Source organism: Pseudomonas sp. ES3-33 (genome assembly GCF_000952175.1).
Taxonomy (GTDB): domain Bacteria; phylum Pseudomonadota; class Gammaproteobacteria; order Pseudomonadales; family Pseudomonadaceae; genus Aquipseudomonas; species Aquipseudomonas gregormendelii.
In genome coordinates, this window is the sequence record NZ_JZRI01000149.1 from 257,015 (window position 1) to 274,282 (window position 17,268).

General features: G+C 60.0%; 17 protein-coding genes, 2 tRNA genes and 1 pseudogene. 18 read left to right on the plus strand and 2 right to left on the minus strand.

Annotated features, from left to right (window positions below; all coding sequences use genetic code 11):
- Positions 1–35 precede the first annotated feature (35 nt).
- The 9 genes from UB23_RS25480 (at position 36) to vapC (ending at position 6,624) form a co-directional block, all read left to right on the plus strand.
- On the plus strand, positions 36–2,255 hold the full coding sequence (locus UB23_RS25480; RefSeq protein ID WP_045062010.1) for an AsmA family protein: 2,220 nt from the start codon (positions 36–38) through the stop codon (positions 2,253–2,255).
- A complete protein-coding gene (gene mutY, locus UB23_RS25485) occupies positions 2,252–3,319 on the plus strand; it encodes an A/G-specific adenine glycosylase (RefSeq protein WP_045062011.1) in 1,068 nt (355 codons plus the stop codon). The genes UB23_RS25480 and mutY overlap by 4 nt, the downstream gene beginning before the upstream one ends.
- Positions 3,316–3,588, plus strand: a complete 273-nt coding sequence (locus UB23_RS25490) for an oxidative damage protection protein (protein WP_010464608.1) — start codon at positions 3,316–3,318, stop codon at positions 3,586–3,588. Before mutY ends, UB23_RS25490 begins: the two co-directional genes overlap by 4 nt.
- Positions 3,589–3,691: 103 nt before the next feature.
- Positions 3,692–3,767, plus strand: a tRNA-Phe gene (locus UB23_RS25495).
- A gap of 162 nt (positions 3,768–3,929) precedes the next feature.
- Entirely contained in the window at positions 3,930–4,892 is a 963-nt protein-coding gene (locus tag UB23_RS25500; RefSeq protein WP_045062012.1) for an alpha/beta hydrolase family protein, read from the plus strand.
- Between the two features lie 37 nt (positions 4,893–4,929).
- A complete protein-coding gene (locus UB23_RS25505) occupies positions 4,930–5,346 on the plus strand; it encodes a hypothetical protein (RefSeq protein WP_045062013.1) in 417 nt (138 codons plus the stop codon).
- Between the two features lie 6 nt (positions 5,347–5,352).
- Complete coding sequence (locus UB23_RS25510) at positions 5,353–5,805, plus strand: hypothetical protein (RefSeq protein ID WP_045062014.1); 453 nt, start codon at positions 5,353–5,355, stop codon at positions 5,803–5,805.
- Positions 5,806–5,986: 181 nt separating this feature from the next.
- Entirely contained in the window at positions 5,987–6,217 is a 231-nt protein-coding gene (vapB, locus tag UB23_RS25515) for a type II toxin-antitoxin system VapB family antitoxin (RefSeq protein ID WP_045062015.1), read from the plus strand.
- The gene (vapC, locus tag UB23_RS25520; RefSeq protein WP_045062016.1) at positions 6,217–6,624 is read left to right on the plus strand and encodes a type II toxin-antitoxin system tRNA(fMet)-specific endonuclease VapC; all 408 of its coding nucleotides are present in this window, start codon (positions 6,217–6,219) and stop codon (positions 6,622–6,624) included. Before vapB ends, vapC begins: the two co-directional genes overlap by 1 nt.
- A 77-nt stretch (positions 6,625–6,701) precedes the next feature.
- Here the strand turns inward: vapC and gabP are convergent, their stop codons facing one another.
- Entirely contained in the window at positions 6,702–8,093 is a 1,392-nt protein-coding gene (gene gabP, locus UB23_RS25525) for a GABA permease (RefSeq protein ID WP_045062017.1), read from the minus strand.
- A 157-nt stretch (positions 8,094–8,250) separates the two neighbouring features.
- A complete protein-coding gene (locus tag UB23_RS29640; RefSeq protein ID WP_152644325.1) occupies positions 8,251–8,478 on the minus strand; it encodes a hypothetical protein in 228 nt (75 codons plus the stop codon).
- A 175-nt stretch (positions 8,479–8,653) separates the two neighbouring features.
- Here UB23_RS29640 and UB23_RS25530 point away from each other — a divergent pair, with 175 nt between their 5' ends.
- The 9 genes and pseudogenes from UB23_RS25530 to UB23_RS25570 all read left to right on the plus strand — a co-directional run.
- Complete coding sequence (locus tag UB23_RS25530) at positions 8,654–9,427, plus strand: ABC transporter ATP-binding protein (RefSeq protein WP_045062018.1); 774 nt, start codon at positions 8,654–8,656, stop codon at positions 9,425–9,427.
- Positions 9,428–9,439: 12 nt separating this feature from the next.
- Complete coding sequence (locus UB23_RS25535) at positions 9,440–10,186, plus strand: ABC transporter substrate-binding protein (RefSeq protein WP_045062019.1); 747 nt, start codon at positions 9,440–9,442, stop codon at positions 10,184–10,186.
- A gap of 78 nt (positions 10,187–10,264) precedes the next feature.
- Positions 10,265–10,960, plus strand: a complete 696-nt coding sequence (locus UB23_RS25540) for an ABC transporter permease (RefSeq protein WP_045062020.1) — start codon at positions 10,265–10,267, stop codon at positions 10,958–10,960.
- The gene (locus UB23_RS25545) at positions 10,957–11,646 is read left to right on the plus strand and encodes an ABC transporter permease (protein ID WP_045062021.1); all 690 of its coding nucleotides are present in this window, start codon (positions 10,957–10,959) and stop codon (positions 11,644–11,646) included. Before UB23_RS25540 ends, UB23_RS25545 begins: the two co-directional genes overlap by 4 nt.
- On the plus strand, positions 11,627–12,856 hold the full coding sequence (locus UB23_RS25550; protein WP_045062022.1) for a methyltransferase: 1,230 nt from the start codon (positions 11,627–11,629) through the stop codon (positions 12,854–12,856). The genes UB23_RS25545 and UB23_RS25550 overlap by 20 nt, the downstream gene beginning before the upstream one ends.
- 343 nt (positions 12,857–13,199) lie before the next feature.
- Complete coding sequence (locus UB23_RS25555) at positions 13,200–14,024, plus strand: FkbM family methyltransferase (RefSeq protein ID WP_045062023.1); 825 nt, start codon at positions 13,200–13,202, stop codon at positions 14,022–14,024.
- 77 nt (positions 14,025–14,101) lie between these two features.
- A tRNA-Thr gene (locus tag UB23_RS25560) sits at positions 14,102–14,177 on the plus strand.
- A gap of 164 nt (positions 14,178–14,341) precedes the next feature.
- Positions 14,342–15,670 (plus strand): tyrosine-type recombinase/integrase, encoded by a 1,329-nt coding sequence (locus UB23_RS25565; RefSeq protein WP_045062024.1) that lies wholly within the window; start codon positions 14,342–14,344, stop codon positions 15,668–15,670.
- Positions 15,671–16,576: 906 nt separating this feature from the next.
- Positions 16,577–17,149 (plus strand): annotated as a pseudogene (locus UB23_RS25570) (hypothetical protein); the annotation flags it as partial.
- Positions 17,150–17,268: the final 119 nt, after the last annotated feature.

Here is a 17,268-nt window from a genome sequence, read left to right on the forward strand (position 1 = left end):
GAATTTCGAATTTGACTAACTACAAGGACTCGCCCATGAAAGCGTTCGGCAAAATCCTGGGTCTGGTACTTCTCGGGCTATTGCTGATCATTGTGGCCCTGGGTTTTGCACTGACCCACCTCTTTGATCCCAATGACTATAAAGACGAGATTCGCCAGATAGCCCGCGACAAGGCCCACATCGAGCTGACGCTCAATGGCGACATTGGCTGGAGCCTGTTCCCGTGGCTGGGCCTGGAATTGCACGAAGCCAGTGTCGCGACCCTGGCCAAACCCGCCGAACCCTTCGCCGACCTGCAAATGCTCGGCCTGTCCGTTCGCGTGCTGCCCCTGCTGCGCCGCGAAGTCCAAATGAGCGATGTGCGGGTCGAAGGCCTGAACCTGCGCCTGAACCGCGACAAGGACGGCCACGGTAACTGGGAAGACATCGGCAAGGTGCCTGCCACTCAGACCACGCCAACTGCCACCCCCGGTGAGCCTGCCAGCGAGACCACGGCCCAGGCGGAAAAACCCGCCCAGCCCATTCGCCTGGACATCGACAGCCTGACTGTCAATAACGCCCGGGTTGAATACAGCGACGAAAAGACCGGCAAGCAGTTCAGCGCCGAAAGCATCCAGCTCAGCACCGGTGCCGTGCATGACTCGACCAATATTCCGGTCAAACTCACCGCGTTCCTTGGCACCAATCAGCCAGTCCTGCGGGTTCGCACTGAACTGAACGGCGAACTGCGTTTCGAACGCGCCCTGCAGCGCTACAAGTTCGAAGACATGAAATTGACCGGGGAAGTCGCCGGCGACCCGCTGCAAGGCAAGACCATGACTTTCGCCGCACAGGGCCAGCTTTTGCTGGATAAAGCGGCGAACGTCGCCGAATGGACCGGCATCAAGATTTCCGCCAACCAGCTTCGCGCACTCGGCGAGCTGAAGGTCAACGACCTCGACAAGACACCTCAGGTCAACGGCGCGCTATCGATCGCCCAATTTGACTTGGCCAAGTTCGTCGACAGCATCGGCCAGACCCTGCCAGCCATGGCCGAAGGCAGCCTGAGCAAGGTCGAGCTGGTCAGTCGCGTCAGCGCAACGCCCACCAGCGTGGCCTTCGACAACATCAACCTGAAAATCGACGACAGCAGCTTCAGCGGTCGCATCGCCGTCGAGGACTTCGCCAGGCAATCGCTGCGTGCGGTGCTCAAGGCTGACACCTTCAACGTCGACCGTTACCTGAAGCCAAAATCTGCCGAAGCCAATAGCGCAACGCAAGTGCGCCAGGCCGAAGTGGCCAGCACCGAAGCCAATGCCATGGCCGGCGCAGGCAGCACTCCGCTGCCGGATGCGCCGACCAAGACAGCCTGGAGCAACGATCGCCTGTTGCCCGTGGAACGCCTGAGCAAACTCGATCTCGACGCCGACCTGACGTTCGGCCAACTCACCCTCGACAAGCTGCCGATCCGCAACGCGGCCCTCAAGGCTACCGGCCAAAATGGCCTGCTGACCCTGGAGAACCTGCGCGGCGAATTGTACGAAGGTAACTTCGAAGCCAAAGGCACCCTCGATGTGCGCCAACAGGTCCCGGCGCTGAACCTGCAGACCCAGATCAACAAAGTGCCGGTGGAAAAAATCCTTGAAAGCCAGGGTAAAAACCCGCCGGTCAAAGGCCTGGTCACCCTCAACAGCAACCTGACCGGCAGCGGCAACAGCCAGAAAGCCCTGGTCGACACCCTCAACGGCACCGCCAGTTTTGCGATCAACAATGGCGTGCTGCTCAATGCCAACCTTGAACAGCAGCTGTGCAAAGGCATCGCCACGCTCAACCGCAAGACCCTCAGCGGCGAGCCGCGCGGCAAGGACACGCCCTTCCAGGAGCTCAAGGGCAACCTGACCTTTCGTAATGGCGTAGCCAGCAACCCCGACCTGAAAGTGCGCATCCCCGGCATGACCGTCAATGGCGACGGCGATGTCGACCTGCGCGTGCTGGGCATGGATTACCGCGTCGGCATCATCGTCGAAGGCGACAAGAGCGACATGCCCGACCCGGCCTGCCAGGTCGGCGAGAAGTTCGTCGGCATCGAGTGGCCATTGCGCTGCCGCGGCCCACTGGAACTGGGTGCCAAGGCTTGCCGCCTCGATAACGAACGCATGGGCCAGGTCGCGACCCGCCTCGCGGGAGACAAGCTCAGTGAAAAAATCGACGAAAAACTCGGCGACAAAGTCAGTCCGGAACTGAAAAACGCACTCAAAGGGCTGTTCAAGCGATGAGATCCGAGCAGTTTTCGGCAGCAGTGCTGGATTGGTACGACCGCCACGGCCGCCACGATTTGCCTTGGCAGCAGGGCATCACGCCGTATCGGGTGTGGGTCTCGGAGATCATGCTGCAGCAGACCCAGGTCAGCACCGTGCTGAACTACTTCGACCGCTTCATGGCCTCGTTGCCGACGGTCGAAGCCCTGGCTGCCGCGCCGGAAGACGAAGTGCTGCACCTTTGGACCGGCCTGGGCTACTACACACGGGCGCGCAATCTGCAGAAAACCGCGAAAATCATTGTGGCCGACTACGCCGGTGAATTTCCGCGGGACATCGACAAGCTGGTCGAGCTGCCAGGTATTGGCCTGTCTACCGCCGGCGCCATCGCCAGCCTGAGCATGGGCATGCGTGCGCCGATCCTCGATGGCAACGTCAAACGCGTCCTGGCGCGCTTTACGGCCCAGGAGGGATATCCGGGCGAGCCAAAGGTGGCCAAACAGCTGTGGGCCACCGCAGAGCGCTTCACACCCCATGACCGGGTCAACGCCTACACCCAGGCCATGATGGACCTGGGCGCCACGCTCTGTACACGCAGCAAGCCCAGTTGCCTGCTGTGTCCGCTGGAAAAAGGCTGTGAAGCGCACATGCTTGGCCTGGAAACCCGCTACCCGATCCCCAAGCCGCGCAAAGCCGTGCCCCAGAAGCGCACGCTGATGCCGATGCTGGCCAATGGCGAAGGCGCGATTCTGCTCTACCGTCGGCCTTCGACGGGCTTGTGGGGCGGCTTGTGGAGCCTTCCGGAGCTCGATGACCTGGACGACCTGCAACACCTGGCCACTCAACACTCACTGGAGCTGGGCCAGCAACAAGCCTTGCCGAGCCTGGTGCACACTTTCAGCCACTTCCAGTTATCCATCGAACCCTGGCTGGTCCAGGTCCAGGAGGCGGCCCATCACGTGGCCGAGGCCGACTGGCTCTGGTATAACCTCGCCACCCCGCCGCGCCTGGGCCTTGCCGCCCCGGTCAAGACCTTGCTCGAACGCGCGGCCGCCGTATTGAACGCAGGAGAGTCGTCATGACCCGCACCATCATGTGCCGCAAGTACAAAGAAGAATTGCCTGCCCTGGAGCGCGCTCCATTCCCGGGCGCCAAAGGCCAGGACATTTTTGACCACGTCTCGGCCAAGGCCTGGGCCGACTGGCAGAAACACCAGACCCTGCTCATCAACGAAAAACGCCTGAACATGATGAACGCCGAAGACCGCAAATATCTTCAGGGCGAGATGGACAAGTACTTCTCCGGCGAGGAATACGCCAAGGCTGACGGCTACGTTCCGCCGGCTGAATAATCCCGATTTCACGGGGGTCGGATCGTAAGCGACGGTAATAATTAAATATTTTTTGAAAACTTGCTTGACGACCCCCTGAAAAACCAGTTTAATGCGCCCCGTTGCCCAGATAGCTCAGTCGGTAGAGCAGGGGATTGAAAATCCCCGTGTCGGCGGTTCGATTCCGTCTCTGGGCACCAAATACCGAAAACCCTGAATCGCAAGATTCAGGGTTTTTTTATGCCTGGGATTTGACCGGCGCAGCCGTGATGAACTTTCCTGCACACCCCGGCCTCGGCCTGGATTGTCCAACCGCCGCCCGAAGACTATCGTTGTCAGCTACCCGCATTGGTAAGACGCCGATGAATCTGCAGGACATGCCGTCACTGGCACCCAGCCACATCGAGTTGCCGCTGCCCGCGTTCGCGCCCGGCGAACCCTTCAAGGAACCCGCTGCAGACGGTTTCATCCTCGGCGGCTTTACCTGGCGCCATGCCCCCCATGACAGCGTGCGCCCGGTTGTGATCATCAACGCCGCCACTTCCGTGCGCTGCCGCCACTACGCGCGGTTTGCCGACTATCTGCATGCCAACGGCTTCGACGTCATCACCTACGATTACCGCGGCATCGGAGAATCGCGCCCCGCTTCGATGAAAGGCCTGAGGGCGTCATGGTCCGATTGGGGCACCCTGGACTTCGAGGCGATGCTCAAGCGCGCCCAGCGCGAATTCCCCGGCCAACCCATCGATGTGGTGGCTCACAGCTTTGGAGGCTGTGCAGCGGGCCTGGGAGCCTCGGGGCCGGTGATTCGTCGCCTGGTGACGGTGGGTGCGCAATTCGCTTACTGGCGCGACTATGCGCCCGCCCATCGCTGGCGCATGTTGGGCAAATGGCACCTGGTGATGCCGTTGCTGACGATGCTGTACGGTTACTTCCCCGGCAAGCGCCTGGGCTGGCTGGAAGACACCCCTGCCGGCGTCGTCCGGGACTGGAGCACGCCCACCGCCCGTTACGAAAAGCGCCCCAGCGGCCGCGACCTGCATGTGAAAACCTTTGCGGCAGTCAAGGCGCAAGTCCTGGCCATCAGCATCAGCGACGACCCCTATGGCACAATTCCCGCCATAGAACGCCTGCTCGGCTACTTCACCCACAGCCGCAAAACCCATTTGCGCATCGCACCTGAAGACATCGATCAGACAGACGTGGGACATTTCGCCTTTTTTCGCAGCGCATACCAAGCCACACTATGGCCCATTGCATTGTCCTGGCTGCAAAGCGGCGAACTGGCCCCCGGCACTCCGGGGCGGCTAGTGCCACGCAGCTGACTGATGCGCCCACTCAACGCAATACGGAACGACGCCCATGGCCTCCGCCAACAAGCAGCAAAAACGCGCCACCCGCGCCAAAGACAAGGCCAAGCAGAACCGTACCCAGCGAGCGGCTGCGCCGGTGGAGCTGGACCCGAACGACGATCGCATCGATTTTGACTCGGTGGACCTGACCGAACTGTTCAAGGAAATGCTCGACGCGCAGAAAATCAGCCAGCAAGCGATGTGCGCAGCCTTCCTCGAACACCCGCTGCTCGCCCTGGTGCTGGAACAGGAAGGCGAGGAGATCGCCACTGACTTCATCATCGGCGCGCTGATCGAGTATCGCCAGTGGTCCACCGAAACCGACGAAGCCGGCGCCCTGGCGTGGATCGAATCCCCCGCCTTCCAGGTTGATTACGTGGCAGCCTCCGACGCCATCGCCGCCCAAAACCCACAGACACCCAACTGAGTTCCCATGGCCTCCCTGAACAAGCAGCAGAAACGCGCCAAGCGCGCAAAAATCAAAGCCAAGCAAATCAACATCCACGGCCGCAAACCCGCAGCGCTGGATGATGACCTGGGCGAACCGGGCGAGCCGATCCCGGAATACACCCTGGCGATGTTCAGCAAGATGCACGACGCCGAAGCAGTCGGCCGCAACGACATGCTGCAGGTACTGCTGTCGGAGCTCGCGGTTATCATCTCGGACCATCCCGACCTGCTCGACATGGAAAACGCCGACAACGAAGCCATGGCCGCCACCCACCTGGCCGCCGACATGCTGCTCGACTACCGCATGTGGGCCGACGGCATGGACCGCGAAACCGCCCAGGCCTGGCTCACCGAGCCGCAGTTCATCACCGACTTCGGTCATGCACTGGACCAATACCGCCAGGCGCTGGATGCGCAGGAAGAAAAGGGCGAGTAACCCGCTGCGCCCTGAAACAAAAACGGCCGCCTGTCATCCCTGACAGCGGCCGTTTTGCTAAAAATCCACAACGTGTCCTTCCCCTTATCCCACACTCTCGGTTACGTATATCCCGTTGACATATCCCGACAAGGATTTATCCTTGGGTTTATCAACGAAAACCAAAGCTGAGGAGGCCAATATGGAACAGACCACTCTTTTCATGAGCAATCGAAGCCAAGCCGTTCGTCTTCCGAAAGCCGTCGCAATGCCAAGTGACGTGAAGCGAGTCGACGTAGTTGCTATTGGAAGATCCCGAATCATTACTCCTGCAGGTGAAACCTGGGACAGCTGGTTTGATGGAGACGACGTGAGTAACGACTTCATGGCAAACCGCGCTCAACCAGCCGATCAGGAGCGCGAGTCGTTCTGATGCTCAAGTTCATGCTCGATACCAACATTTGCATCTTTACGATCAAGAACAAGCCACAAATCGTACGAGAAGCTTTCAACCTTCATAACGGGCAGTTGTGCATTAGTGCTGTTACGTTGATGGAGCTGATCTATGGGGCTGAAAAGTCAGCAGCCCCCGAGAAAAATCTTGCGGTAGTCGAGGGTTTAGCGGCCCGTCTTGAAGTCTTACCTTTCGATAAAGACGCGGCGGCGCACACCGGAATGATTCGCTCAGAGCTGGCAAAGGCAGGCACGCCCATTGGCCCGTACGATCAAATGATTGCAGGGCACGCGCGTTCGCGAGGATTCATTGTAGTGACCAACAATCTGAGGGAGTTCGAAAGAGTCCCTGGATTGCGCGTAGAAGACTGGGTGACCGCCGACTGAATGCCGATGACCGCACAAAACAAAAAACGGCCGCCTGTCATCCCTGACAGCGGCCGTTTTGCGTTACTCGCTACCTATCAGTTCAGCACTGCCGCACCCAGCTTCTGCTGCTTGCGACGGCGCGCCACGAACAGCCCGGCGGCTACAACCAGCACGCTGAGCAAGCCGGTCGCGAGGATCTCCACGCGATGGGCTTCCTGGAACAGCATGATCGTCAGCACGCCAACGATGAACACGATGACCGCGTAGGTCAGGCCCGGGAACAGCCACATGCGGAAGGCGATTTTCTCGCCGGCGATGGCGCGCTGCTTGCGCATGCGCAATTGCGACACCGCGATGACCAGGTACACCAGCAAGGCGATTGCGCCGGAGCTGGCCAGCAGGAATTCGAACACCGCAGCAGGCGCTACGTAGTTGGCGAATACCGCGAGGAACGCAGCAGCCGTCGACAGCATCACGGCCCAGTACGGCGTGCCGCTGCCGTTGGTGCGTTTGGACACCGCCGGCGCATCGCCGCGCTTGCCCAGGGAGAACATCATGCGCGAGGCGGTGTACAGCGCCGAGTTCAGGCAGCTGGTCACTGCAACCAGGACCACGATATCGACGATCATCTTGGCGTTTGGAATGCCCATGCGCTCAAGGACGGTCTGGTAGGAGCCCACGCTGGCCAGGACTGGATCGTTCCATGGCACCAGGGATACCACGATGAAGATCGATACCAGGTAGAACAAGCCGATCCGCCAGATCACCGAATTGGTGGCCTTGGAGATTTGCTGGCCCGGGTTCTTCGATTCTGCGGCGGCAATGGTGACGATCTCGGTGCCCATGAAGGAGAACATGGTGGTCAGAATAGCCGCCAGTACTGCGCCCATACCGTTAGGCATGAAGCCCTGGGTGTCGAACAGGTGGGACACACCACTGACCTGACTGGTCGGCAGGAAGCCGAAAATCGCCAGGATACCGAGCACCACGAAACCGACAATCGCAATGACCTTGATCAGCGCGAACCAGAATTCGAACTCACCGTAATTCTTCACACTGAACAGGTTGGTGGCTGTCAGCAACAGCGTGATGATCAGCGTAAACGCCCAGATCGCTATATTCGGGAACCAGGCGTGCAGGATGGTCGCGGCGGCGTTGGCCTCCAGCGGTATCACCAGCACCCAGAACCACCAATACAGCCAGCCGATGGTGAAGCCGGCCCAATGACCGATCGCCCGATCGGCGTAGGTCGAAAATGAACCGGTGTCCGGTGAAGCAACCGCCATCTCACCCAGCATGCGCATCACCAGTACCACCAGGGTACCGGCGGCGGCGTAGGCCAGCAGCACGGCGGGGCCTGCTGCAGCAATGGCATGACCGGAACCGACGAACAGCCCGGCACCGATAACCCCGGCGATCGACAGCATGGTCACATGACGCGGTTTGAGCCCCTGTTCGAGGCCATTGGAACTTGGGGTACTGCTCATTGAAACTACCTTTGTAAGGAAAAGCGAAAGCATTGAGCTCGCCGTTTGTTCTCTCTCGTAAAAAGAAACCAACGGGGCGTTCCTTATTCTGCACGCAATAATTGCGCCAAAATGTTACGAACTCCCAAGACCCGGGGCTCTCCGCCTGACCGGACAGTCATCGCAAGTGCTTGAGATTAATGGCAATTTGCCAGAGCGTTACCCTGCGACTCACTTTCAGGACGATTTGCCGCACCAGAAACACAACAAAAAATGCCCGTCGCACAATAAAAGTGCAGATCAGGAACGTTTGTCCGGTTAACGCTTCCAACCCCCCGGCAAAGCTGGCAACATCGCGCCTTTTTTTACGGCAGGACGTCGTTTTTCCATCGCCGGGCAGGTTCAAACACCTGTTCGTTTGATAGCAGCGCGACAGTCTGCTGTGACGATGCGACAACCTGCCACATGACATCCGTTTACTGCCCGTAGCGCTGTTGGCTGCCATTCAGACGCTATGCTAGCTTGGCCGCCTCGCCAGGAAGGCCGCCAACAGCAGGAGCAACACACTATGAGGAACGCACATGGCTGAGGCCACGCCCGCGCTTGAAATCCGCAACCTGCATAAACGCTACGGTTCGCTGGAGGTGCTCAAAGGCATCTCGCTGACCGCCCGCGACGGCGATGTGATCTCGATCCTGGGTTCCTCCGGTTCCGGCAAGTCCACGTTCCTTCGTTGCATCAACCTGCTGGAAAACCCGCACCAGGGCCAGATCCTGGTGGCCGGTGAAGAACTCAAGCTCAAGGCCGCCAAGAACGGCGAACTGGTCGCTGCCGATGGCAAGCAGATCAATCGCCTGCGCAGCGAGATTGGTTTTGTGTTTCAAAACTTTAATCTGTGGCCGCACATGAGCGTGCTCGACAACATCATCGAAGCGCCGCGCCGGGTGCTCGGGCAAAGCAAAGCCGAAGCCATCGAAGTCGCCGAAGCCTTGCTGGCCAAGGTCGGCATCGCGGACAAGCGCCACGCCTACCCCGCCGAACTGTCCGGCGGCCAGCAGCAACGCGCGGCCATCGCCCGCACGCTGGCGATGCAGCCCAAGGTGATTCTGTTCGACGAGCCCACCTCCGCCCTTGACCCGGAAATGGTCCAGGAAGTACTTAATGTCATCCGCGCATTGGCCGAGGAAGGCCGTACCATGCTGCTGGTCACCCACGAAATGGGCTTTGCCCGCCAGGTGTCCAGCGAAGTGGTGTTCCTTCACCAAGGCCTGGTAGAAGAGCAAGGATCGCCACAGCAGGTGTTCGAAAACCCGCTTTCGGCGCGCTGCAAACAATTCATGTCCAGCAACCGCTAACGGAGCTACAGCATGCAGAACTACAAAAAGGTCTTCCTGGCTGCCGCCGTCACCCTGGCGTTCAGCGCCGGTGCCATGGCCGAAACCCTGAAGATGGGCATCGAAGCGGCGTACCCGCCGTTCAACAACAAGGATGCCAGCGGTAATGTCGTCGGCTTCGACAAGGAAATCGGCGACGCCCTGTGCGCCAAGATGAAAGTCGAGTGCACCGTGGTGACCTCCGACTGGGACGGGATCATTCCGGCCCTGAACGCCAAGAAATTCGATTTCCTGATCTCCTCGATGTCGATCACCGACGAGCGCAAGCAGGCGGTGGACTTCACCGACCCGTACTACAGCAACAAGCTGCAATTCATCGCCCCGAAAGACAAAGACTTCAAGACCGACAAGGCTTCCCTGCAAGGCAAAGTGATCGGCGCACAACGTGCGACCCTCGCCGGCACCTGGATGGAAGACAACATGGAAGGCGTTGAAGTCAAACTCTACGACACCCAGGAAAACGCCTACCTGGACCTGACCTCCGGTCGTCTGGACGGCATCCTGGCGGACAAATACGTCAACTACGAGTGGCTCAAAAGCGACGCCGGCCGTTCTTACGAGTTCAAGGGTGACCCGGTGGAAGAAAGCGACAAGATCGGTATCGCCGTACGTAAAGGCGACCCGGTCCGCGAGAAGCTGAACGCCGCACTGAAAGAGATCGTTGCCGACGGCACCTACAAGAAGATCAACGACAAGTACTTCCCTTTCAGCATCTATTGATTCTGACTTGCCTGGCAGGCGCCGTTCGCTAACGGCGCCTGCCCCTGGCATTGCCTGCCGCGATTTGAAAAGAAATCCATGACTATCGATCTCTACGGATTCGGCCCGGCGCTCGCCGCTGGCGCGCTGATGACTGTGAAACTGGCACTCTCGGCCCTGTGCCTGGGGCTGGTGCTCGGTCTGCTCGGCGCCTTGGCCAAGACTTCCCCGTACAAGCCGTTGCAATGGCTTGGCGGCACTTATTCGACCCTGGTGCGTGGCATCCCGGAATTGCTCTGGGTGCTGTTGATCTACTTCGGTACGGTCAACCTGATGCGCGAACTGGGCGAGTTCTTCGGCAACCCCGACCTGGAACTCAACGCCTTCGCCGCTGGCGTGATTGCCCTTGGCCTGTGCTTCGGCGCCTACGCCACGGAAGTATTCCGCGGCGCGATCCTGGCCATCCCCAAAGGCCACCGTGAAGCGGGCGTGGCCCTGGGCCTGTCGAAATTTCGCATCTTCACCAAGCTGATCATGCCGCAGATGTGGCGCATCGCCCTGCCGGGCCTTGGCAACCTGTTCATGATCCTGATGAAAGACACGGCGCTGGTGTCCGTGATCGGCCTGGAAGAAATCATGCGTCATGCGCAAATCGGCGTCACCGTCTCCAAGCAACCGTTCACCTTCTATATGGTGGCCGCGTTCATGTACCTGGGCCTGACGATTCTCGCCATGATAGGCATGCACTTCATGGAAAAACGCGCCGGTCGCGGGTTCGCAAGGAGCACCCAATGAACTGGGAAGTCATCATCAAGTGGCTGCCGAAGCTCGCCCAGGGCGCAACCCTGACGCTGGAGCTGGTGGCCATCGCCGTGATTGCCGGGTTGCTGCTGGCCATTCCGCTGGGCATCGCCCGGTCATCGCGCCTGTGGTACGTGCGCGCATTCCCCTACGCCTACATCTTCTTTTTCCGTGGCACGCCGCTGCTGGTCCAGCTGTTCCTGGTCTATTACGGCCTGGCGCAGTTTGATGCGGTGCGCAACAGCTCGATGTGGCCCTACCTGCGCGATCCTTTCTGGTGCGCCACCGCGACCATGACCCTGCACACCGCCGCCTACATCGCGGAAATCCTGCGCGGTTCGATCCAGGCGATTCCCAAGGGCGAAATCGAAGCTGCCCGGGCGCTGGGCATGTCCCGGGCCAAGGCGATGTTCTACATCATCCTGCCCCGCGCCGCGCGCATCGGCCTGCCGGCCTACAGCAACGAAGTCATCCTGATGCTCAAGGCCAGCGCCCTGGCCAGCACCGTGACCTTGCTCGAACTGACCGGCATGGCCCGCACCATCATTGCCCGGACCTACCTGCCGGTGGAGATCTTCTTCGCGGCGGGCATGTTCTACCTGCTGATGGCCTTCGTTCTGGTGCGCGCCTTCAAGCTGCTGGAGCGCTGGCTGCGCGTCGATGCCTGCCAAGGGCGTTGATGGGCACGTGCTGACGGGCGAGGCCCTGCTCGCCCGCTTCGCCGCGCTGGATGCTTTTCTGATCGAGCATCAAGCCCTGTGGAAGCCGCGACCGTTCACCCATCTGCAACTTCCCTGGGAAGCGTCCTGTCCGCAACTGGCGCAGTGGCTGCGCGGCCGTTCACTGGAAGAGGCTGAACTCGCCCACAACCACCCCGCCCTGCTGGACGCGCCCGAGCCTTTCGCTTCGCTGGCCGCGCAATCACTCCAACTCAGCGCCATCGGCGAATTACCGGCCCATGCGCTGGAAGAAGCCGGGCACCGCCTGAATGTCGATGTGCCGGGGCGCAAATGGCAGCAGATCGAAGCGTTTGCCAGCCGCCTGGAATTCACCCAGCCGGCAAAACACTGGCTCGACTGGTGTGCCGGCAAAGGACACCTGGGCCGACGCCTGTTGCAGGCCGGCCAGCAACTCACCTGCCTGGAATACGACCCGGCACTGGTCGCCAGCGGCCAGGCACTCAGCCAGCGCCATCACCTGCACGCCCTGCATGTTGAACAGGATGTGCTCGCCGCCGAAGCCGCCAGCCTGCTGCACGGCGGGCATACACCAGTAGCGCTGCACGCTTGCGGAGACCTGCACGTCAGGCTGATCCAGATCGCCAGCGCCGCAGGCTGCAAACAGCTCGCTGTCGCACCCTGCTGCTACAACCGGATCAGTCTCACAGCCCATCAGGCGCTTTCCTCACCGGGCCAGCAATCCACCCTGCAGCTGTCCCTGGACGACCTGGCGCTGCCTGCCAGCGAAACCGTCACCGCCGGCGCCCGGGTCCGCCATCAGCGTGACACCTCCATGGCCCGCCGCTTGGGCTTCGACATGCTGCAAAGGCAACTGCGCGGAGTCGATCAATACCTGCCTACCCCGTCTCTTCCCAGCGCCTGGCTGGACAAACCCTTCGCCGAGTACTGCCATCACCTGGCCGCGCTCAAGGACTTATCCACAATCGGGGCCCAGAACTGGCCCGCCCTTGAGGCCGCCGGCTGGCAACGCCTGGCACAGGTGCGCAACCTGGAGCTGCTGCGCGGACTGTTCCGGCGTCCGCTGGAGCTTTGGCTGGTGCTCGACAGGGCCATTTTCCTCTCCGAGCAGGGTTACACCGTTCGCCTCGGAACCTTCTGCGACAGCCCCCTCACTCCGCGTAATCTGCTGATCCTGGGCGAGCGCTGCTGAAGCACCCAGCCTGTGGATAACTCTGTTGATGGAATTATCCTGGATCCAATGTATACAGCTGTTTCCTCCCTGAAACACCTGTGTTCATTTTTCGTACACATGGATAAAAAACCATTAAAACAGGCATTTGCGGACGAATGAGAACGGGTCCACAAAATCGGTAATGAGCAGTAACGGCCATCACGCCCGTTGTGCATAAGCAATTCGCGAAAACGACATAACCGCCGAATACGGGACCACGCCCGCAGGAATTTGCGCCCCGACCGCGACCCTTGCTATACAGGCAAACAAAGCGCCGACACTGCGGCCGTTAACAATAAAAACAAAACACAGGACTCGACTCGTGACGTTCATTTCCTACGCACAGAACTTCGAAGACATCCGCCTGTGGCGCGCCCTCAGAACCGTCGAAAACGGCTTCTACATCGACATAGGCGCCAACGATCCCGTCCACGACTCGGTCACCAAGGCTTTTTATGACCACGGCTGGACCGGCATCAACGTCGAGCCCGTCGCCAATTACCACCAGGCCCTGTGCGAACAACGCCCCAAAGACACCAACCTGCAATGCGTCGCCGGCGAAAACGCCCAGGACCTTACCTTCTACAGCATCGCCGACACCGGCCTGTCGACCCTTGAACCCACCGTCGCCCAACAGCGCAAAGACGCCGGCATGGACGTGCGCAGCCACACCGTGCAATCGCGCACCCTGACCTCCATCTGCGAGCAACACGCCCAAGGCAAGCCCATCCACTTCCTGAAAATCGACGTCGAAGGCCACGAAGAAACCGTGCTGCGCGGCATGGACTTCAGCCAGTGGCGCCCGTGGATCATCCTCATCGAGACCCCGTGGGAGCGCAACCAGACCTGGGAAACCCTGCTCACCGACGCCGGCTACCAGTCCATCCTGTTCGACGGCCTCAACACCTACTACCTCGCCGAAGAACACCTGAACCTCAAACCCGCCTTCGACATCCCGCCCTGCAACCTGGACAACTTCCAGCTCTGCCGCGGCCACACATTCAGCCACCCCCTCAGCGACACCGACCACCACCTCGCCGCCGCTCTACAACGCGCCGAACAGGCCGAAGCGCAACTGCACGCCATCCAAAACAGCCGCACCTGGAAAGCCCTGCACAAACTCCGAACAGCACTGCGCCGCGCCTGACCCAAGGCCCGCGCAAAAATAGTCTGAATTCAGGGGTTTACAGAACCATTCCAATCGCTATAATCGTCGCCCAACACGCCGGTATAGCTCAGTTGGTAGAGCAACTGACTTGTAATCAGTAGGTCCCGGGTTCGACTCCTGGTGCCGGCACCACATTAGGCTCCATTGCATTCCACCGAATGCTCTGGAAGCCCCGAAAACCCGCCCTTTGGCGGGTTTTTTCGTTCCAGGACCCTCTGTCGGGATCCAACAAAATCCCCCTTCCCCGAGGGTATGTTAGGGGTACTGCGATTTTCCGGTCAGGAGCGCGTACCCCTATGCCACGTCTAGCGATCCCTCTCAGCGACCTGCAATGCCGCACGGCCAAAACCCGCGAACGTGCCTACAAACTGTTCGACGGCGGCGGCATGTACCTTTTCGTCAAACCCAATGGCGTGAAGACCTGGCGCTTGAAGTACACCAAGCCCAGCGGCAAGGAAGGTACGCTCATCATCGGCAATTACCCCATCGTTACCCTTTCCGTCGCAAGACGTAAGCGAGACGAAGCCAAGGCGTTGCTGCTCGACAACCTCGACCCAATGGAAGAAAAGAAGAAGGCTAAGATCGTAGCCCAGCGGGCGGCACTGCTTTTCGAAACCGTTGCTCTGGAGTGGCACGTCGACATGTCCCGCCGCTGGACTGAAGGCCACGCAAAAACCGTAATGAGCCGACTGCGCACCCACGTCTTCCCGCTGATCGGCCAACGCCCCATCGCTGAACTCGATACCCACGACCTGCTAGAGATCACCCAGCGCATCAAGGAACGCGGCACCATGGATGTGGCGTTAAGGGTACAGAACTACTTATCCACCATCATGCGCGGGGCCAAAAGGGCTCGGCAGATCACCATGAATCCTGCACTGGATCTGGCAGGCTCGATTCACGCGCCGCGCACAGTCCATCGCCCGGCTCTCTCCCTCAACCGCCTACCCGAACTGCTACATCGTATCGACAACTACAACGGCCGCGAGCTGACACGCCTTGCCGTGCTGCTGACTCTGCATGTGTTCGTCCGCTCCAGCGAACTGCGCTTCGCGCGATGGAGTGAGTTCGACCTCCAACGCGCCATGTGGGAAATCCCCGATACACGTGCACCGATTGAAGGGGTACGCAACTCCACACGTGGGACCAAGATGAACGGCGACATACAAATGGTTCCGCTATCGCCGCAGGTCATCGAAATACTGGAGCGCCTGCGCAGCCTCAGTCGCTTTTCAGAGTTAGTGCTACCGGGCGACCACAAGTACTGGAAGCCCATGTCCGAGAACACGGTGAACACCATGCTGCGCAACGTCGGCTATGACACCAGCAAGGACGTGTGCGGCCACGGTTTCAGGACCATGGCCTGTAGCGCCCTGCTGGAGTCCGGGTTATGGACCGACGCAGCCATCGAAAGACAAATGAGCCACAAGGAACGCAACCGCGTGCGCGCCGCGTATATCCACAAAGCTGAATTTCTGGAGCAGCGCCGGTTGATCATGGCGTGGTGGAGCAACTACATTGATGCCAATCGCAGCGGCCATGTAACGCCTCACGAATTCGCTCACCCAGTCGGCAACAACATCACCGCCCTACAAAATAGCCGTGGCGCATCCAAACGTGGATAAGCCAATGAGATCACCGCAGTCCGCCCTTCCACGCGGGTCCATCCAAGCGGGGCTGCAAAGCCGCCCTGCTTGGATGGACCTCATTTAAAAAATCTAAAACCTATGCAAACTGTCTGTGGAAAACTACTGATTTCCACTGGTGGATAATTTCATCCACAGCCGCAGAGTCCCCGAAAATTCGAGCCTTGACCCAAATTATCCACAGGCGTAGAAAAGATCGGGCAAAGCGCTGTCGTTGACAGCAACCCCAGGTAGCCAGAACCTTTGAGGCTACGCCACACCGTGGTGGTTCTCCCAAAGTGCGATTAGCGTCCGGCGGCTCGCACGGTCACTCACCGAGTGATGGATGCCTACTTCAGATCGTTGCCATTGCGGCAAATACATCCCCCTACCCAGCTGCCCTGCAGCAACCTATCCGCTTGGCCATTTCACTGCGCCAACCTGCGCCCGTCTCTTTCTCCCGGAAAGAGACGGGCGCTCCTACCACTGCTGCAGCCCACCTCGTACAAGGCATTGCGGCATTCCCCCTCGTGACAATCGGCGTGACAAACACCGAAGTCACCAGCAACAGCAATGCCGATGATGGTGCCGCAGCCCACGGAATGGACTGCACCTGACTGACAGTCAGGCACGCCCCGGTCATCGCATCGCTGCCTTCACCCGACTCAGGATCACGCGGCGTTGGTCTCGTCAGCCAGCGCAGCCTCCACCCGCCCACTTCCTCGGAAGTGCTCAGGGGGCCAGATCATGAGATGCCCAAGCTCCCGGTCGTAAAGAGCCGCCAGTCCCGCGTTAGTGGACAACCCTCACAGGCCGCAGGGGCCTTGATCCCTGATAACACTCAACATCCGTGGCGGGATGACGTGGGGATGGTTTTAAAAGTTTGGCTTCGAGAGGAGTTCGATCATGGCACTGGTAGGCAGGCGAGATGGACGCAATTTTGGCTATGGGCGGCAATTGAGCTATGCCGGACCGCAGGCATTGCTAGATCTATTTGGCGGCGGGCACTACAGCACGGTCAAAGCGCACAGTGATCGCTGGCAGGCGTTTGTACGCTGGTGTCGGTCGGAAGATGGGCCGGGATTCAACGATGCGAGGAGGATCGACCGGCAGACCTTGCTGGACTACGCCGGGTATCTGCGCAAACAAGTTGAACATGGTGAGCTTGCCATCGCGACTGCGCAAAACCGATTGTCCAGCGTCAACCGAACCATAGCCGCGCTTCGCGGCGATCAGTATGTGAAAGTGCCGAGCGCGAGTAAGGCGCTGGGAATGCGGCGCACAAGTGTCCGCACAGCATCTCCGCAGGGCCAAGACCGCGAACAGGTGACGCGGATCGTAGAGGTGCTTTGCGAAAACCAGCAGCCGCGCGCCGCGGCCATCGCTCAGTTAGCGCGAGCCACCGGTATGCGCTTGCGCGAGGCGATTTTGGCCGACCTTCCGCGTCTAAAACGGGAAGCCAAGCAATTCGTGCGCATTCCACGCCATCCGGCCACCCAGTCCACCAACATCCGGCCACCCGTTCCACGCTCATCCGGCCAGGCAGTCGGAGCGCAGCGACGCAGGTTTGCATTGTTAGTCTGAAGTCCCTGTCGTCG